Source organism: Eubacterium multiforme, from assembly GCF_030813415.1.
Taxonomy (GTDB): Bacteria; Bacillota; Clostridia; order Clostridiales; family Clostridiaceae; genus Clostridium; species Clostridium multiforme.
This window is the reverse complement of sequence record NZ_JAUSUF010000005.1, coordinates 152,163-168,163: the sequence shown is the minus strand read 5'-3', so window position 1 is coordinate 168,163 and position 16,001 is coordinate 152,163. Positions and strand designations below refer to the sequence as shown.

Genomic DNA, 16,001 nt, shown 5'->3' with positions numbered 1-16,001 from the left:
TACTTAATTATACCTAAATATAGGTTTTTTTTAAATCAAATTACAAATTAATAATTATTTTTATGGTAAACTTATAAAAGAATTATTTATTAGAGGTGAAAAAATATGCGTATTGGTTTAGGTTATGATGTACATCGATTAGTTGAAAATAGAGATTTAATCCTTGGAGGAGTAACTATTCCTTATAACCTTGGATTACTTGGTCACTCTGATGCTGATGTACTTACACATGCAATAATGGATTCACTATTAGGAGCTACTGCCTTAGGTGATATAGGCAAACATTTTCCTGATACTGATCCAAAATACAAAGGAATTTCTAGTATAAAACTTCTTAAAGAAGTTAGCAGACTTTTAAAAGAAAATAACTACAAAATAGGAAACTTAGATGCAACTATAATTGCACAGGCTCCTAAAATGGCTCCTCATATAACAAAAATGAGAGAAAATATAGCAAAGGCCTTAGACATAGATTTTGATAGAGTAAATGTAAAGGCTACTACTGAAGAAGGCCTTGGCTTTACAGGGAAAGGGCTTGGAATTTCTTCTCAATGTATAGCTTTAGTAAACAAAATTTAATTAAAAATTTAGGCTATGTTTTAAGTGATTGTTGATTTTAGATAGTCCTTCAGTTCTATCTAAAATCAACACTATTTTAAAACATAGCCATTATTTATAAAAAATTTTTCCAGTTAATTTATTATTTTGCTTTTTTCATTGAATTTATAAGATTTTTATAATATTACCTTAAATATTTGTATTATAAGTTAATTCCACCACATTCTCTTCTTTATTTCTACTCCAATAAACTACTATTGCAATTACAGCTGATATCCCCATTAAATACGGATAATATAAATATTGCATTATTTCAAAAGGTGAAATAGCTGCAAGTCCTGCTGCTGAAATAAGTTGTGCACCATAAGGTATAATCCCTTGAAATGCACAGGAAAACATGTCCATAATTCCTGCTACTCTCTTTGGCTCCAAATCAAATTCATTTGATACATCTTTAGCAATAGGTCCAACTGTAACAATAGCTATTGTATTATTTGCAGTACAAATATCAACTAAGCTTACTAATGCACCAATTCCAAGTTCTGCACCTCTTCTTGTTTTAAATTTCTTAAGTCCCTTATAAAGGATAAAATCAATTCCTCCATTATATTTTATAAGAGCAACCATTCCAGATATTAATAAGGAAATTATTATTAACTCACTCATTCCAGAAATCCCTTCTGCCATACTCTTAAAAAGATCTATAACTCCAAAACTTCCAGTAAAAATTCCTATAATTCCTGAAAGTACTATTCCAGAACCTAAAACAAATATAACGTTAATACCTAAAAGTGCAGCTACTAAAACTCCTATATAAGGCACTATTTTTATTAAACTATAATTATAACTACCTAAACTATAAGTTTCAGTTCCACTAGTTATTAACATAAATATAATTCCAGTTATAATTGCTGCTGGGAGAACTATTTTAAAGTTCATCTTAAATTTATCCCTCATATCACAACCTTGTGTCCTAGTTGCTGCTATTGTTGTATCTGATATTATTGATAAATTATCCCCAAACATAGCTCCACTTACAACTGCACCAACTACTAATGCCACAGCTATTCCAGTTTTTTCTGATATTCCAAGAGCTATTGGTACAAGTGCAACTATTGTTCCCATTGAAGTTCCAACTGATAAAGCTATAAAACAAGCTACTATAAATATTCCAGCTATTAATAAATTTGGTGGTAATATTGAAAGCCCTAAGTTAACAGTTGAATCAACTGCTCCCATTGATTTAGCTACTGAAGCAAACGCACCTGCTAGTACAAAAATTAAAATCATTAATATTATATTAGAATCTCCTGCACCCTTACAAAAAATCTGTAATTTTTCTTCAAATTTAACTTTATTATTCATAAGAAGTGCTGTAACTGCTGCAATTAAAAATGGTATTATTACTGAAACAGCATAAAAGTTTTTAGCCACTATAGCAATCCCCACATACACTACTATAAATACAACTAATGGTATAAGTGCCCACCAATTTCCTTTCTTTGTTTCATTCATTTCCCTTTCTCCTCCTTATAATTTATAGTCAGGCTATATTTTAGCTGAGTATTTATTTTAATTCAGCCATTAATACTTAACTAAAATAAATACTAATTTAAAACATAATCTATAAAATAAAAAAGCTTCTGACAGAAATCAGAAGCTTTATATACTCTATAAACACCACTTATCTATCAGTTAATACTGCTGGAATTAGCACCACACTTAATAATTAAAAACGACAAATAATCAATGCACTTACTTTATACATTGATTTCTTATAGTCATTCCTACAATAATTATTAGTAGGTTGCCGGGTTTCATAGGGCCAGTCCCTCCACCACTCTTGATAAGACTTTTTTAAATTTTATTACTATTAATTGTAACAGTGTTAAATTAAACTGTCAATACCTTAAAATTTATCAAAAAGGAAATAACCTAATTATTCTTTAGGTTATTTCCCTAAGTACAATTTTTCCTAAAGAGTTTCAGATAATTTATTTAATAAAATTTTTCTAAAAGCTTTAGATATCTCTTTATTAGTTCCTACCTCTGAACATAATTTTCTCCAATCCTTTATTGAAACCCCTATATCATCTTTAAACTCTTGTTCTTTCTTAGTCATTTCAATTGACTCTGCAACAAACTCTCCTAAATCTTTTGCTGATTTAAATATTTTTATATATAAAAATTTTGTGTTATCTCCAACCCAAACTTTATTGAATTCTCTACAAAACTTTATTAATGTTCTAATAATTTCATTATCATCTTTATCCCACAAATTATTTAAAATTCCATACTGCTTTTTCATAGCTTTTAATTCATCTTTATCAATCTTATTATCAGAAAAAATACTATTTATTAATTCAGCTGTTGGCTTAGGTGGAATTTTCATTATTAATTCTTTTGTTCCATAAGCCCAATTATAAAATGCTTTTTGTAAAAATGAATGTTGAATATATCCTAATAGTGCTTTAACATTTGGAAAATATGAATATACATTCTCTATTCCATTCTTATTTGAAAATATAAGGGAATGCACGTACACAGATTTATTAGTTGGTAAATTTTCAGTAAACGCATGTCCTCTTATATTTTTGTGTTCGTTTACATTACTAGTCCAAAATTCAAATGAATTATAATTGTCTTTCATACATATCACCTTTCCTCTTTAAATATAATATACTATATAGTATATTATACCATCTTTTATTACATTTACCCCTATTTTTTAAAACTAATTTTTATTAAATATTTTTTTTGAAATTGATTTTATTAACTTTTTTGTCTATAATTTTAAATATTAGCAAGGGGGATATTATTTGTATTTTTGTGAAATTTGTAATGAAAAAGCTGATATTCATCATATTATTCATAGAAGTGAAGGTGGCTTTGATATAAAATTAAATTATATGTATTTATGCGAGGAACATCATAGGGGCAAAAAAGGACCTCACCATTGTTTAGAAACAGATATTCTTTATAAAATTAAATTACAAAAAAAATTATACAAATTATTAGATAAGGAGTTTTATTCCATCAAAGAACTTTGTAATATCCTTGAAGCTTCCTGTAATACAATTAAACGTATTGTAAAAGATTTAAAATTATATAAAGAAGGTTACAGGAAAGAAGATATTATATTTATTCTTATGGGGAAAAGTTATTATTCAGAAGAATTACTAGAAAATATAAAACTTCAAAAACTTTATGAAAGCATTTATTGACATATGAAATTTGTATGATTATAATATAAAATAACTTAAGAAGATAAATACGTTGATGAGAAGAGTATGTTAAATCCTCATTTTCAGAGAGAAAATACATTAGCTGTAAGTATTTTTATATGAGCTTAACAGAAAACTACCTCGGAGTGACTCCAATCCAGTCCGTTATTGTCACGTTACGACAAGCCAAAGTGATTCTTAATTTTTTAAGGATAACTAGAGTGGAACCACGGATGTTATACTTCGTCTCTATATTTTTAGAGACGGAGTTTTTTTATTTTAGATAATATTTTTTAGTTTATATACACGAAAGAAAGGAGTTTTTTAAATGATTAAAATTAGTTTAAAAGATGGTTCAGTAAAAGAATTTGAAAAAGGCGTATCAGTTTTAGATATAGCAAAAGGTATAAGCGAAGGCCTTGCTAGAAATGCTTTTTGCGGTTTAGTAAATGGAGAGGTTGTTGATTTACGTCACAAAGTTAATGAGGATGCAGAAATTGAAATTTGTACTTTTGACTCAAAAGAAGGAAAAGATGCTTTAAGACATACTGCATCACATGTATTAGCTTATGCAGTTAAAAGATTATTCCCAGATGTTAAAATTGCTATAGGACCTTCAATTGAAGATGGTTTCTATTACGATTTTGATAAAGAAGGTGCTTTTACTACTGAAGACTTAGCTAAAATTGAAGCAGAAATGAAAAAAATAGTTAAGGAAAACCCTGCAATTGAAAGATTTGAACTTCCAAGAAATGAAGCTTTAGAACTTATGAAGGATGAACCTTACAAGGTTGAACTTATAAATGACTTAGGAGAAGATGAAGTTATTTCATTCTACAAGCTTGGTGATTTCGTAGACCTATGTGCAGGTCCTCATATAATGTCACTTAAACCAATGAAAGCTATAAAACTTTTAAGAAGTGCTGGTGCTTATTGGAGAGGCGACGAAAAGAATAAGATGCTTACTAGAATATATGGTACTGCATTCTTAAAAAATAAAGATTTAGAAGAACATTTAGTAGCTATTGAAGAAGCTAAAAAGAGAGACCACAACAAACTTGGTAGAGAATTAAAATTATTCACTACTGATGAAAATGTAGGTCAAGGACTTCCTTTAATAATGCCAAAAGGAGCTAAAATAATTCAAACACTTCAAAGATGGATTGAAGATGAAGAAGAAAAACGTGGTTATGTATTAACTAAAACTCCTTATATGGCAAAGAGTGACCTTTATAAAATTTCAGGACACTGGGATCACTATAAAGATGGAATGTTTGTTTTAGGAGATGAAGAAAAGGACGATGAAGTTTTTGCTTTAAGACCTATGACTTGCCCATTCCAATATGCAATTTATAATTCAGAACAACATAGTTACAGAGATCTTCCAATAAGATATGCTGAAACTTCTACTCTATTTAGAAATGAATCATCAGGAGAAATGCATGGACTTATAAGAGTTAGACAATTTACTTTAGCTGATGGTCACTTAATTGTTACTCCAGAACAATTAGAAGAAGAATTTAGAGGCGTTGTAAGTTTAATTGACTATATAATGAATACTTTAGGAATTGCAGATGATATTTCTTATAGATTCTCAAAATGGGATCCAAAGAATAAAGAAAAATATATTGATAATCCAGAAGCTTGGGAAAAGACTCAAGTTATAATGAAAAATATTTTAGACCACTTAAAGATAGATTATGTTGAAGCTGATGATGAAGCAGCATTCTATGGACCAAAACTTGATATTCAATTTAAGAATGTTCATGGAAAAGAAGATACAATCATAACTGTTCAAATAGACTTTGCTCTAGCTGAAAGATTTGATATGACTTATATAGATAAAAATGGAGAAAAGAAACGTCCATATATTATCCATAGATCATCAATTGGATGTTATGAAAGAACACTTGCTATGCTTATTGAAAAATTTGCAGGAGCATTCCCAACTTGGCTTGCACCAGTTCAAGCAAAGGTTCTTCCTCTATCAGACAAATACAATGATTACGCTGAAAAAATCGTTAAAGATTTAAAAAATAATGGTGTAAGAGTTGAAGCTGACTATAGAGCTGAAAAACTTGGATATAAAATTAGAGAAGCAAGACTTGAAAGAATTCCTTACATCCTAGTTGTTGGTGAAAAAGAAATGAATGATAATGCTGTTTCAGTTAGAAGCAGAAAGAATGACGATGAAGGTTCAATTAACTTTGAAGACTTCAAGGCTAGATTACTTAAAGAAATCGCTGATAAAGCACTTTAATATTATAAAAGGTACGTATAAATGCTATACGTACCTTTTATTTATAGTATATTAATTATTCTTTCTTCTGTTATTATTTTATCTACCTTAATATCATGTTTTTCACTAGTAATTGATTTTAAAATCTGAAATTCATAGGCTAAAGCTATTTTTTCTGAATAGATTTTATTTTTTTCTAAAAACCTATCATAATATCCTCCCCCATAACCTATTCTATTTCCTCTATTGTCAAAAGCAACTCCAGGCATAATAATAAGATCTAACTTATCCACATCAAAATCGTTATTATCCCCAGTTGGCTCTAATATTCCATAACTACTTGTGACTAAATTTTCTAAAGAGTCTATTTTTATTAGAAGCATTTCTTTTCCTTTGACTTTTGGTACATATACCTCTTTTCCTTTTTTAAGAGCATCTTCTATTATTATTTTTGTATTTATTTCTGAACCAAACCCAATATAAACAAAAATCCCTCTTGCTTTTTTATAGGATTCTTCTTCTTTAAGTACATCAATAATCTTCCTATCCATAGAAACTTTATCTTTAATTTTTATTTTATTACGTTTTTCAATAATATTTTTTCTAATTTCTTTTTTTAATTCCTTGATATTCATAAATAACCCCCTATCTTTTATAAGGTTATTTTTAAGTGAATTTTAATTATAACCTAAAGAATATATTACTAAATAACTAGCTATATATTAAATTATTTATCTTCAAATAATTTATAGTAATGAACTGGTCGTCCTATTTTCCCATATTCAAGAGTTAATTTTAATTTCTTTTCATTACACATATGCTCTAAATATCTTCTAACTGTTACCCTGGCAAGTCCTGTTTGGGAAGATAAATCATCTGATGTAAACTTTTTATCTTTATTTAACATTACACATTTCCATATTTTATTATATGTGTTCTCATTTATTCCTTTAGTTACTTCATAATAATTATTTGTACTTTTTGTATCATTATCTTCTACATTATTTAATATATAATTATCTATAATTTTTTGATTAAGTATATCTTTCTCTTTAAACTCTCTAAATCTATTTCTATATTTCACTAATGTCTTTTCAAATCTTTCAAAAATAAAAGGCTTTACTAAATAATCAACTGCTCCTAATTTAAAAGCTTCATCAACAGTACTTAATGAATTATCAGCAGATATAAGTATTGCATCTATTTTTAATTCTTCTTTTCTTATCCACTTTAATAAATCTACACCTTTTCCGTCAGGTAAAAATATATCTAAAAGTATTAAATCAGGTACCCTTTTCAATATGTTTTCTTTAGCCTCTTTGATACTACCTGCTTCTGAAATAATTTCAAAACCATCTATTTTCATTAAAAGTTTATTATTTACTTCCCTAACCATTTTATCATCTTCAACTAGCATAACCTTAATCATATTATATCCTCCTTTTTAAATTTCAATTTTCCACTCTGTAACATCATCATCTGAACTTAGAAATAATTTTCCATTAGAACTTTCTATAATTTCCTTTATTGAGTAAAGCCCAAATCCTCTTTCACCTTTTTTAGTTGTAAATCCTCTCTCAAATATTTTTTCTATTATATCTTCTGATATTCTAGAGCCATTATTTTTTACAACTATAACTAGCTTATCTATTTGGGTTATTTCTAATGATATAAAAGAATCCTTGTTCCCTTTAACTTCTTCAATAGAATTTTCAAGAAGATTTCCAACTATACATAATAAATCTTGAACATTTATATTATTAGGTAATTCTTTCATGTATGACCTATTGCTTAATTCAAAGTTTATCTTACCTTCTACTGCAGAATTATATTTTGCTAAAATTAATCCTTGAAGTGATGTATTATCTATTCTTCTTAAAATCTTTATTAAATCATCTTGAACCTCAACTGTATGAAATATATACTCTAAAGCCTTATCTGCTTCATCTAATTGAATAAGCCCTGCAATAGTTTGAAGCTTGTTTAAAAACTCATGATTCTGTGCCCTTAAATCCCAAGTAAGTTCTTTAACTCCTGTAAGTTCCTCTGCCATTTGAGTAACTATTGTTAAGTCTTGGAATGTTACAATTGCACCAAGTAAATTATCTTTTCCATCCAATATACTGGAGAAGTTACTCATTATAGTTATTCCCTTTGGTAATCTCATTTCTAAATTAAGTATATTCTTTTTCTTACTTAATACTTCCATTAATAATTCTTTAATCTTAAAATATACTTCACTTTCATTCTCTATCTTTAATATATCCTTTGCTCTATCATTTATTAATGTTATATCACCAACTTCATTTACAGCTATTAATCCATCATAAATATTATTTATTATTAACTCTTTTTGCTTTAATAATAAAGCTATTTCATTAGGCTCTAATCCAAATATTGATTTTTTAATGTTTCTTGCTATAAGCTCTGATCCTATAACTGCTAGAACTATTGTCATTATGAAAACTGGTAATATATTAATTAAAAAGTCTGACAACTCATTTTTTAAATCATTTATAGATATTCCTACACATGCAATCCCTAAAAATTTATTTTCTTTATATATTGGTTCAAAGGCTACTAATGAATTACCAAATTCATTATTCCATTCTGAAATAATACTTTTTTTATCTTTTAATACTTTATCAATATCCTTGCAATTTGATTTTATACCTATCTTAGAACCTGAAGGATGGGTTTGTATTATTCCTTTGCTATTTGTAATTATTATAAATTGCACTTTTATTTTAGATTTTATAACCTCTAAAGTTTTCTTTAATTCTTTCTTATTTCCTGTATCTAAATAATTACCTATTCTTTTATTTACAGATATTATATTAGCAATTTTTATTAAGCTTTTTGTTTTTTGGCTTTTTAATTCATCTTCAACATAATTTATTGAAGCAACACTTAAAAAACCTAATATGCCTAATACTATTACCACTGTTAATATTCGTATTTTTTTACTTAACTTCATAATAAAAAGACTCTTAGTCTTTAAAATCACATCCTTTTTTAATTATATAACTTTATATCTTATATTCTGACAATACTTTAATTTATTTTCAATCTATTTCTATTATTTTATTATTATATAATATTTAATTAACAAAAAGAAAGACTAAATAAATTTAGTCTTTCTCCATTATTGTAAATAATAATTTAATTTTAAGTTTATTACATTCTCTTCTTTAATAAGATTCCACCTATTAAAGCTAGTAATCCACTAATTCCTATAATAGCTCCATTTTGCATCTTACCTGTAGCTGGTAACTTTATAGCTTTCTTTTTATTATTATTTTTTGATACTTCAGAAGTATTTTTAGTTTCTTTCTTTTGTGCTTCCTTCTTCTTAGTTTCAGCTTTAACTACTTCTTTATTATTTTCAGCTTTGATTTCTTTAATTTCTTGTGCATCATTTTCATCATCTAAGTTAACATTATCATTTATTATTTCATAATTATATTCTTCTTTTACTGATGATAATTCTTTCTTAGCTTCTTCTTTTACATTTACTACTGAGCTTTCTGTTTCTGTCTTTGGAGTCTCTACAACTTTTGACTCTTCCTTGTTTTCTACAGGAGCAACTACTGGTTTAGTAGTTTCTTTAACTACGTTCTTAGATGGTTTAGCTGGTTTAACAACTTCTTTTTTCTCTTCTGTCTTTGGCTTTGTTGAAACATTTTCTACTGGTTTAATAGTTGCTACATTATTTTCTTTTATAGGTGTTTCCTTTAAAGATACAATTTGTTTTGTACAATATGTCTCTCTTATATTCATATTTTGAATAGGTGAAAAATCTTTTATTCTATTTTCTTCTAAGTCTAATCTTGTTAATTTAGTTAATCCACTAACGGCACTAATATCACTTATTTGGTTTCTACGTAAGCTTAGTACATATATTTCTTTTAACCCTTTTAGAGGTTCTATATTTTTTATTTTATTGTTATCTAATTCTAAAATTGATAACTCTTTTAAATTTCTTAAAGCTTCTACATTTGTTATCTTATTACTATTTAAATATAAAACACCTAAACTTCCTATTTCCTTCAATGCAGAAATATCAGAGATTTCATTGTACATTAATTGTAAATTTATTAATTTTTTTAATCCTTTTATTGGATTAATATTACTTATATTATTACCAGTTAAATACAAGAATTTTATATTTGTTAATCCCTTTAATGGTGTTAAATCCTTTATTTTATTATATTCTGCTGATAAATCTTCTAAATTTTTTAAATTTCTTAATGGTGTTAAATCTGAAATATAATTACCATCAATATTTAATTTTTTTAAGTTTATACAATGTTGTAATCCATTTAAACTAGTTATATTAGAATTTCTTAAATCTAATTTTGTTATCTTAGCTAATTGAGCTTTAGTTATCTTTGCACCTTGTGCTTGTCCTAATATACTATTTAATTTATTTCTTAAATTAATATCTGTATTAGTTACTGAATCTATATTCACTTCACTTGAAACACTAGTTGCAGTATTTCTTATTTCATCTGCATATCCCTTAATACTAGGAATAACCATTACACTTACCATAGTAACACTTAATATAATTGCTTTAATTCTTTTATGCATTTTAATCCTCCAATATATCTTAAAGTAATTAATATTTTTGCATATAAAATTTTTTCAAACAATATTTTGTTCATAAAAATCTTTAAAATCTTTAATATAAATTTAAAATTTTATAAAAAAAAGACTAATTTTCATTAGTCTTTCTAAAATTTAATTTTAACTTAACTACATTCTCTTCTTTAATAACATTCCACCTATTAGAGCTAATAATCCACTAACTCCTATAATAGCTGTGTTGTACATCTTTCCTGTAGCTGGTAACTTTATTGCTTCCTTTTCCTTGTTTTTTGATGTTTCAGAAGCATTTTTAACTTCTTTTTTCTTAACTTCAGTTTTAACTGCTTCATTCTTCTTTTCAGCCTTTATTGCCTTAACTTCTTGTGCATCATTTTCATCTATAATTTCATAGTTATATTCTTCATAGCCTTCTCTTACTGATGAAAATTCTTTCTTAATTTCCTCTTTACCTTGTACTACTTCACCATTTTTATCTTTTTCTGATTTAATTTCTTTTTTAACTTCTTCTTTTTTGATCTCTACTTTTGATTCTGATTTTTCTTCTTTTATGCTTATTGATGGGTCTTCTGTCTTTGGTGATTCAACTATCTTTGATTCTTCCTTATTTTCTACAGGCTTTATAGCTGGCTTTGAATCTTCCTTCTTTTCTGTTGTAGTCGCTGGTACTACTGGCTTAACAACTTCTTTTTCTACCTTTGGTGCTGTTTCAGTTACTTTATTAGTTTCCACTTTAGGCTCTTCTGCAACTACCTTTGGTGTTTCTTCTTTCTTTTCTACAGGAGTAGTTGGCTTAGTTTCCTTTGGTGCTTCTGGCTTCTTTTCTACTGGTTTTACAACTGCTTCTACCTTTTGATTTGAAAAATTCTTTGTTTTTATATCCATTCCTTCAAGAGGTGAAAAATCACTAATTTTATTATTATTTAACTCTAGTCTACCTAATTTATTTAAATCTCTAAGTGGACTAACATCGCTTATTTCATTATTTGCTAGATTTAATACATATACACCTTTTAATTCTTTTAAAGGTTCTACATTTTTTATCTTATTGCTACTCAATTCTAAAGTTGATAAACCTTTTAAATTTCTTAAAGCTTCTATGTTTTCTATCTTATTATCATTTAAATATAAAACACCTATATTTTTTAATCCTTTTAATGGTGAAATATCCTTAATGTTATTATAAATTAAATGTACATTTATAAGTTTATTTAATCCTTTTAATGCATCAACATTCTCTATTTTATTACCAGTTAAATATAAGAATTTTAAATTAGTTAATCCCTTTAATGGATTTAAATCTGAAATTTTATTATATTCTCCTGATATTTCTTCTAAATTTTTTAAACCTGCTAATGGTGTTAAATCTGAAATTTTATTATCACTAATATCTAACTTTTTCAAATTTGTACAATGTTGTAATCCATTTAAGCTAGTTATATTAGAATTATTTAAATTTAATTCTTTTATACTTGCTAATTGAGCTTTAGTTATATTTGCCCCTTCAGGTTGTCTTAATATACTATTTAATTTATTTCTTAAATTAATATCTGTGTTAGTTACTGAATCTATATTGGCTTCTCTTGAAACACTAGTTGAAGTATTTCTTATTTCATCTGCATATCCTTTAATACTAGGAATAACCATTACACTCACCATAGTAACACTTAATATAATTGCTTTTATTCTTTTATTCATTTTAATCCTCCAATATCTTTTAAAGTAATTACTATTTTACATATAAAAATTTTTCAGACAATATTTTGTTCATAAAATTCTTTAATATTTTATTTTAATATATTTCATCAATATTTTACTTTTGTAAAAAACAAAAAAGCTTATACATTTTAATTAAAATGTATAAGCTTAAATCTCAAATAATTTATTTTATTATATTTTCTAAATCTTCAACAATCATGTTGATGACTTCGATTTTTGACCTTGCTGAATCATTATCAGGCATCCACTCTAACCCACTATTAAGACTGTCACCTGTTTCTTTATACTCATTTATAAGCTTCATCAATTTCTCTCTCACAAAAAACATCTCCTAACCTATATGGTAATTTTTACTATTCAACACTTTTATTATACCACTAAATTTTAGATTTTATTCAACTGTTACTGATTTTGCTAAGTTTCTTGGCTTATCTATATCAAATCCTTTAAGGCTTGCAACATAATAAGCTAATAATTGTAACTGTATAGCTGCAAGAATTGGAGCAAACATATCAATAGTTTCAGGTATAAATAATACTCTATCCAAAACTTCTTGAACCTTTTCCATACCTTTAAAAGTTATTCCAAAGTTAATTGCTCCTCTTGATTTTATTTCAACAACATTGCTAATCATTTTGTCAATTAGGTTCTTTTGAGTAAGAACTGAAACAACCTTTGTACCACTTTCTATTAAAGCAATTGGTCCATGTTTTAGTTCTCCTCCTGCATAAGCTTCTGAGTGTATATATGATATTTCTTTTAATTTTAATGATCCTTCTAATGCAAGAGCAAAATCCATTCCTCTTCCTAAGAAAAATATATCATCTTCGTCTTTTATTTCTTCTGCAATTTCTTTAACTTTTTCTGTATCTTTTAATACTTCCTCAACCTTTTCAGGAATTAATAATAATTCCTTCTTTAAGTTATTTATTTCTTCTTTATTTATCTTTCCAAGTAATTCTCCAAAGTACATTGCTATTGTATGCATTACAACAACTTGTGTAGTGTATGCCTTTGTTGAAGCTACTGATATTTCAGGTCCTGCCATAGTATATATAACATGATCTGCTTCTCTTGAAATTGTACTTCCTACAACATTTGTAACAGCTAAAGTTTTAGCTCCCATTTTGTTGCAATCTCTAAGAACTGCTAAAGTATCAGCTGTTTCTCCTGATTGACTTAGAACAATTACAAGTGATTTATTTGTAACTATTGGATCTCTATATCTAAATTCTGATGCTATATCAACTTCTACTGGTATTCTAGCTAACTTTTCTATTGAAGCTTTACCCATAAGACATGCATGATATGCAGTTCCACAAGCTACCATATAAATTCTATCAATGTTTTCTAATTCTTCTTTTGATATTTTAAAATCATCAAAAGAAATGCCATGTTCCATTGATACTCTAGAAGTCATAGTATCCTTAATAGCTCTTGGTTGCTCATGAATTTCCTTTAACATAAATGAATCAAATCCACCTTTTTCAGCGGCATCTGCATTCCATGTTACCTTAAATACTTCTTTATCTATATTATTGCCATTCTCATCAAGAAGTTTTACTCCTTCTTCTGTAATAACCACAAATTCATTATCTTCTAAAAGATAAACATCTTTAGTATAATTTAAAACTGCTGGTATATCTGATGCAATAAAGTTTTCATCTTCTTTTAATCCAACTATTAATGGACTATCTTTTCTTACAGCTACAAGTTTGTTAGGTTCATTATTTGAAATAACTCCTATTGCAAAACTTCCTTGTAAGTCCTTTGAAGCTCTAACTACTGCTTTAAATAAGTCTCCTTCATAGTAGTACTCTATAAGGTTTGGTATAACCTCAGTATCTGTTTCAGAAATAAATTTACATCCCTTACCTTTTAAGAATTCTCTAAGTTCAATATAATTTTCAATAATACCATTGTGAACAACAGCAATATCTCCCTTTGAACTTAAATGTGGATGAGAATTAACATCTGATGGTTCTCCATGAGTTGCCCATCTAGTATGACCAATTCCAATACTTCCTTCCATAGGATTTTCCTTTAGGCTTCCTTCTAAATTAGCAAGACGTCCTTTTTGCTTTCTAATTTGAATTTCTCCATTTTCTATAACAGCTACTCCTGCTGAATCATATCCTCTATACTCCAGCTTTGATAGTCCTTCTACTAAAAAATTTGTTGCTTGTCCTTTACCAACATATCCTACTATTCCGCACATAAAAAATCTTCCTTCCGTATCTAAATATTTAATTTTCATCTTCTTTAAAGTTTTCTCCTAGCTAAAGTAAAAATAGGTACAATAATCCTAGGACTATAAAAACCTTAAAATGAAGGTTTTAACACCAAGCTAGATTTGTGCTATAAATTGCTTCATAGTTTTGCTAGCTGTTAACGGTAGTGCGATACCGTGGGGCACCCGCCGAAAAGTTTCGATAACTCCCAACCTCGTCAACTTAAGTGAGTCTCCAAATCTTCGATTTGGCTAGATGAACTTACTCAAAAAGAATGCGATAGCTTTCTTTTTAAGTTTCCTCTTTAACTCCCCTTCAAATCTTCCATTTGCTTAAGGGAACCACTTAAGTTCTGGCGCTTTTTTATTTTTTAAAAATTTATTTCTATAACATTCACTTCCTTTTTCTATAAAACTTTATACCTATGATTATTTTATCATAATTTTTTTCTTTGTCTATATAATTAAAATATTTTGTCATTGAGATATTGATACAAAATCTATTATTTTTTTCCACTTTTATTAAAATTATTAATTAAAATAAGTTTATCTTTTCTATTTAATTTTTTAATTTTAAATTCCCTTTTCATTGCATCAATTTTATTTTCATATTCCTCAAAATAAACTAACTCTAATGGGCCTCTACCTCTAGTATACTTTGCACCTCTACCTTCTGAATGGGCCTTAAATCTTTCTTCTAAATTATTAGTCCACCCTGTATATAATGAGTTATCCTTGCACTTTATAATATAAACATAATTCATTTACTTTATCACCTTTTATAAATATTTCTTTATTAAAATTAAAACATAAAAACTTTTTTAAGTCGATAATGTCTTACATATGTAAATATAAAATTTAATAAGATAAAATTCATAAAATTACTACTTGTTTTTTCTAAAAAATAGTACTACAATAAATAAATGATTAGACGACTAACTAATTTAGAAAGGAGTATTATTATGAATTCTAAAATTGATTTTTCTTTCCATAAACTACTAGGGGAAGTAATAAGATTACATTTTTCTTTAAGCCATACAACATTAGAAAAGGAAGGCTTATATCCTGGGCAACCACCTCTTTTATATGCATTATATGCTAATGATGGCTTAAGTCAAAAAGAGCTAGCAAAAAATTTAAATTTAAAACCTGCTACTATAACTGTAATGATTAAAAGGTTAGAAAAATCAGGCTTTATAAAAAGAACTTCAGATGAGAATGATCAGAGAATTTCAAGGATACATTTAACTGAAAAAGGAAGACACGCTTGTGTTGAACTTAAAGCTATAGTCACTGATATTGATAATATTTGCTTAAACGACTTTACAGAAAAAGAAATAGACTCTTTAAAGGAGCTATTAAATAAGGTAAAAAACAACTTAAAAAATCATAAAGAAAAGACACAAAATATTACTTAAGGAGT

At 27.1% G+C, this 16,001-nt stretch carries 14 protein-coding genes, 1 riboswitch and 1 other annotated feature; of the genes, 4 read left to right on the top strand and 10 right to left on the bottom strand.

Annotation, left to right across the window (positions count from 1 at the left end; all coding sequences use genetic code 11):
• The first annotated feature begins 105 nt into the window (after window positions 1–105).
• A complete protein-coding gene (gene ispF, locus J2S18_RS09280) occupies window positions 106–579 on the top strand; it encodes a 2-C-methyl-D-erythritol 2,4-cyclodiphosphate synthase (RefSeq protein ID WP_307486110.1) in 474 nt (157 codons plus the stop codon).
• 168 nt (window positions 580–747) lie between these two features.
• Here ispF and J2S18_RS09275 read toward each other — a convergent pair whose 3' ends face one another.
• On the bottom strand, window positions 748–2,073 hold the full coding sequence (locus tag J2S18_RS09275; protein WP_307486107.1) for a Na+/H+ antiporter NhaC family protein: 1,326 nt from the start codon (window positions 2,071–2,073) through the stop codon (window positions 748–750).
• 166 nt (window positions 2,074–2,239) lie between these two features.
• Window positions 2,240–2,411: riboswitch (SAM riboswitch) on the bottom strand.
• A 122-nt stretch (window positions 2,412–2,533) separates the two neighbouring features.
• Window positions 2,534–3,208, bottom strand: coding sequence for a hypothetical protein (locus J2S18_RS09270; protein ID WP_307486105.1), 675 nt, complete (start codon window positions 3,206–3,208; stop codon window positions 2,534–2,536).
• 169 nt (window positions 3,209–3,377) lie between these two features.
• On the opposite strand from J2S18_RS09270, the gene J2S18_RS09265 reads away from it, so the two are divergent.
• Both J2S18_RS09265 and thrS read left to right on the top strand, forming a co-directional pair.
• A complete protein-coding gene (locus tag J2S18_RS09265) occupies window positions 3,378–3,782 on the top strand; it encodes an HNH endonuclease signature motif containing protein (RefSeq protein ID WP_307486103.1) in 405 nt (134 codons plus the stop codon).
• A gap of 43 nt (window positions 3,783–3,825) precedes the next feature.
• Window positions 3,826–4,036, top strand: a binding site (T-box leader).
• Window positions 4,037–4,110: 74 nt separating this feature from the next.
• Window positions 4,111–6,042: a threonine--tRNA ligase gene (gene thrS / locus J2S18_RS09260; RefSeq protein ID WP_307486101.1), complete on the top strand. Its 1,932-nt coding sequence runs from the start codon at window positions 4,111–4,113 to the stop codon at window positions 6,040–6,042.
• 41 nt (window positions 6,043–6,083) lie between these two features.
• On the opposite strand, the gene J2S18_RS09255 is transcribed toward thrS, so the two are convergent.
• From J2S18_RS09255 to J2S18_RS09220, 8 genes are all read right to left on the bottom strand, one after another.
• Complete coding sequence (locus J2S18_RS09255) at window positions 6,084–6,656, bottom strand: 5-formyltetrahydrofolate cyclo-ligase (RefSeq protein ID WP_307486098.1); 573 nt, start codon at window positions 6,654–6,656, stop codon at window positions 6,084–6,086.
• 92 nt (window positions 6,657–6,748) lie between these two features.
• On the bottom strand, window positions 6,749–7,450 hold the full coding sequence (locus tag J2S18_RS09250) for a response regulator (protein ID WP_307486097.1): 702 nt from the start codon (window positions 7,448–7,450) through the stop codon (window positions 6,749–6,751).
• A 15-nt stretch (window positions 7,451–7,465) separates the two neighbouring features.
• Window positions 7,466–8,998, bottom strand: coding sequence for an ATP-binding protein (locus J2S18_RS09245; RefSeq protein WP_307486095.1), 1,533 nt, complete (start codon window positions 8,996–8,998; stop codon window positions 7,466–7,468).
• A gap of 200 nt (window positions 8,999–9,198) precedes the next feature.
• The gene (locus J2S18_RS09240) at window positions 9,199–10,614 is read right to left on the bottom strand and encodes a leucine-rich repeat domain-containing protein (RefSeq protein WP_307486092.1); all 1,416 of its coding nucleotides are present in this window, start codon (window positions 10,612–10,614) and stop codon (window positions 9,199–9,201) included.
• A 165-nt stretch (window positions 10,615–10,779) separates the two neighbouring features.
• Window positions 10,780–12,327 (bottom strand): leucine-rich repeat domain-containing protein, encoded by a 1,548-nt coding sequence (locus J2S18_RS09235; protein ID WP_307486090.1) that lies wholly within the window; start codon window positions 12,325–12,327, stop codon window positions 10,780–10,782.
• A gap of 184 nt (window positions 12,328–12,511) precedes the next feature.
• Window positions 12,512–12,667: a hypothetical protein gene (locus J2S18_RS09230; protein WP_307486088.1), complete on the bottom strand. Its 156-nt coding sequence runs from the start codon at window positions 12,665–12,667 to the stop codon at window positions 12,512–12,514.
• A 72-nt stretch (window positions 12,668–12,739) separates the two neighbouring features.
• On the bottom strand, window positions 12,740–14,566 hold the full coding sequence (glmS, locus tag J2S18_RS09225) for a glutamine--fructose-6-phosphate transaminase (isomerizing) (RefSeq protein WP_307486167.1): 1,827 nt from the start codon (window positions 14,564–14,566) through the stop codon (window positions 12,740–12,742).
• A 515-nt stretch (window positions 14,567–15,081) separates the two neighbouring features.
• Complete coding sequence (locus J2S18_RS09220) at window positions 15,082–15,342, bottom strand: GIY-YIG nuclease family protein (RefSeq protein ID WP_307486084.1); 261 nt, start codon at window positions 15,340–15,342, stop codon at window positions 15,082–15,084.
• A 198-nt stretch (window positions 15,343–15,540) separates the two neighbouring features.
• Between J2S18_RS09220 and J2S18_RS09215 the strand changes: the two genes are divergently transcribed.
• A complete protein-coding gene (locus J2S18_RS09215) occupies window positions 15,541–15,996 on the top strand; it encodes a MarR family winged helix-turn-helix transcriptional regulator (protein WP_307486081.1) in 456 nt (151 codons plus the stop codon).
• Window positions 15,997–16,001 lie beyond the last annotated feature (5 nt).

Coding starts and splice junctions, on each gene's coding strand:
- J2S18_RS09235 (WP_307486090.1), bottom strand. CDS start 12,327: ATGAATAAAAGAATAAAAGCAATTATATTAAGTGTTACTATGGTGAGT.
- J2S18_RS09215 (WP_307486081.1), top strand. CDS start 15,541: ATGAATTCTAAAATTGATTTTTCTTTCCATAAACTACTAGGGGAAGTA.
- J2S18_RS09275 (WP_307486107.1), bottom strand. CDS start 2,073: ATGAATGAAACAAAGAAAGGAAATTGGTGGGCACTTATACCATTAGTT.
- ispF (WP_307486110.1), top strand. CDS start 106: ATGCGTATTGGTTTAGGTTATGATGTACATCGATTAGTTGAAAATAGA.
- J2S18_RS09240 (WP_307486092.1), bottom strand. CDS start 10,614: ATGCATAAAAGAATTAAAGCAATTATATTAAGTGTTACTATGGTAAGT.
- J2S18_RS09245 (WP_307486095.1), bottom strand. CDS start 8,998: ATGAAGTTAAGTAAAAAAATACGAATATTAACAGTGGTAATAGTATTA.
- J2S18_RS09255 (WP_307486098.1), bottom strand. CDS start 6,656: ATGAATATCAAGGAATTAAAAAAAGAAATTAGAAAAAATATTATTGAA.
- J2S18_RS09220 (WP_307486084.1), bottom strand. CDS start 15,342: ATGAATTATGTTTATATTATAAAGTGCAAGGATAACTCATTATATACA.
- glmS (WP_307486167.1), bottom strand. CDS start 14,566: ATGTGCGGAATAGTAGGATATGTTGGTAAAGGACAAGCAACAAATTTT.
- thrS (WP_307486101.1), top strand. CDS start 4,111: ATGATTAAAATTAGTTTAAAAGATGGTTCAGTAAAAGAATTTGAAAAA.
- J2S18_RS09250 (WP_307486097.1), bottom strand. CDS start 7,450: ATGATTAAGGTTATGCTAGTTGAAGATGATAAAATGGTTAGGGAAGTA.
- J2S18_RS09270 (WP_307486105.1), bottom strand. CDS start 3,208: ATGAAAGACAATTATAATTCATTTGAATTTTGGACTAGTAATGTAAAC.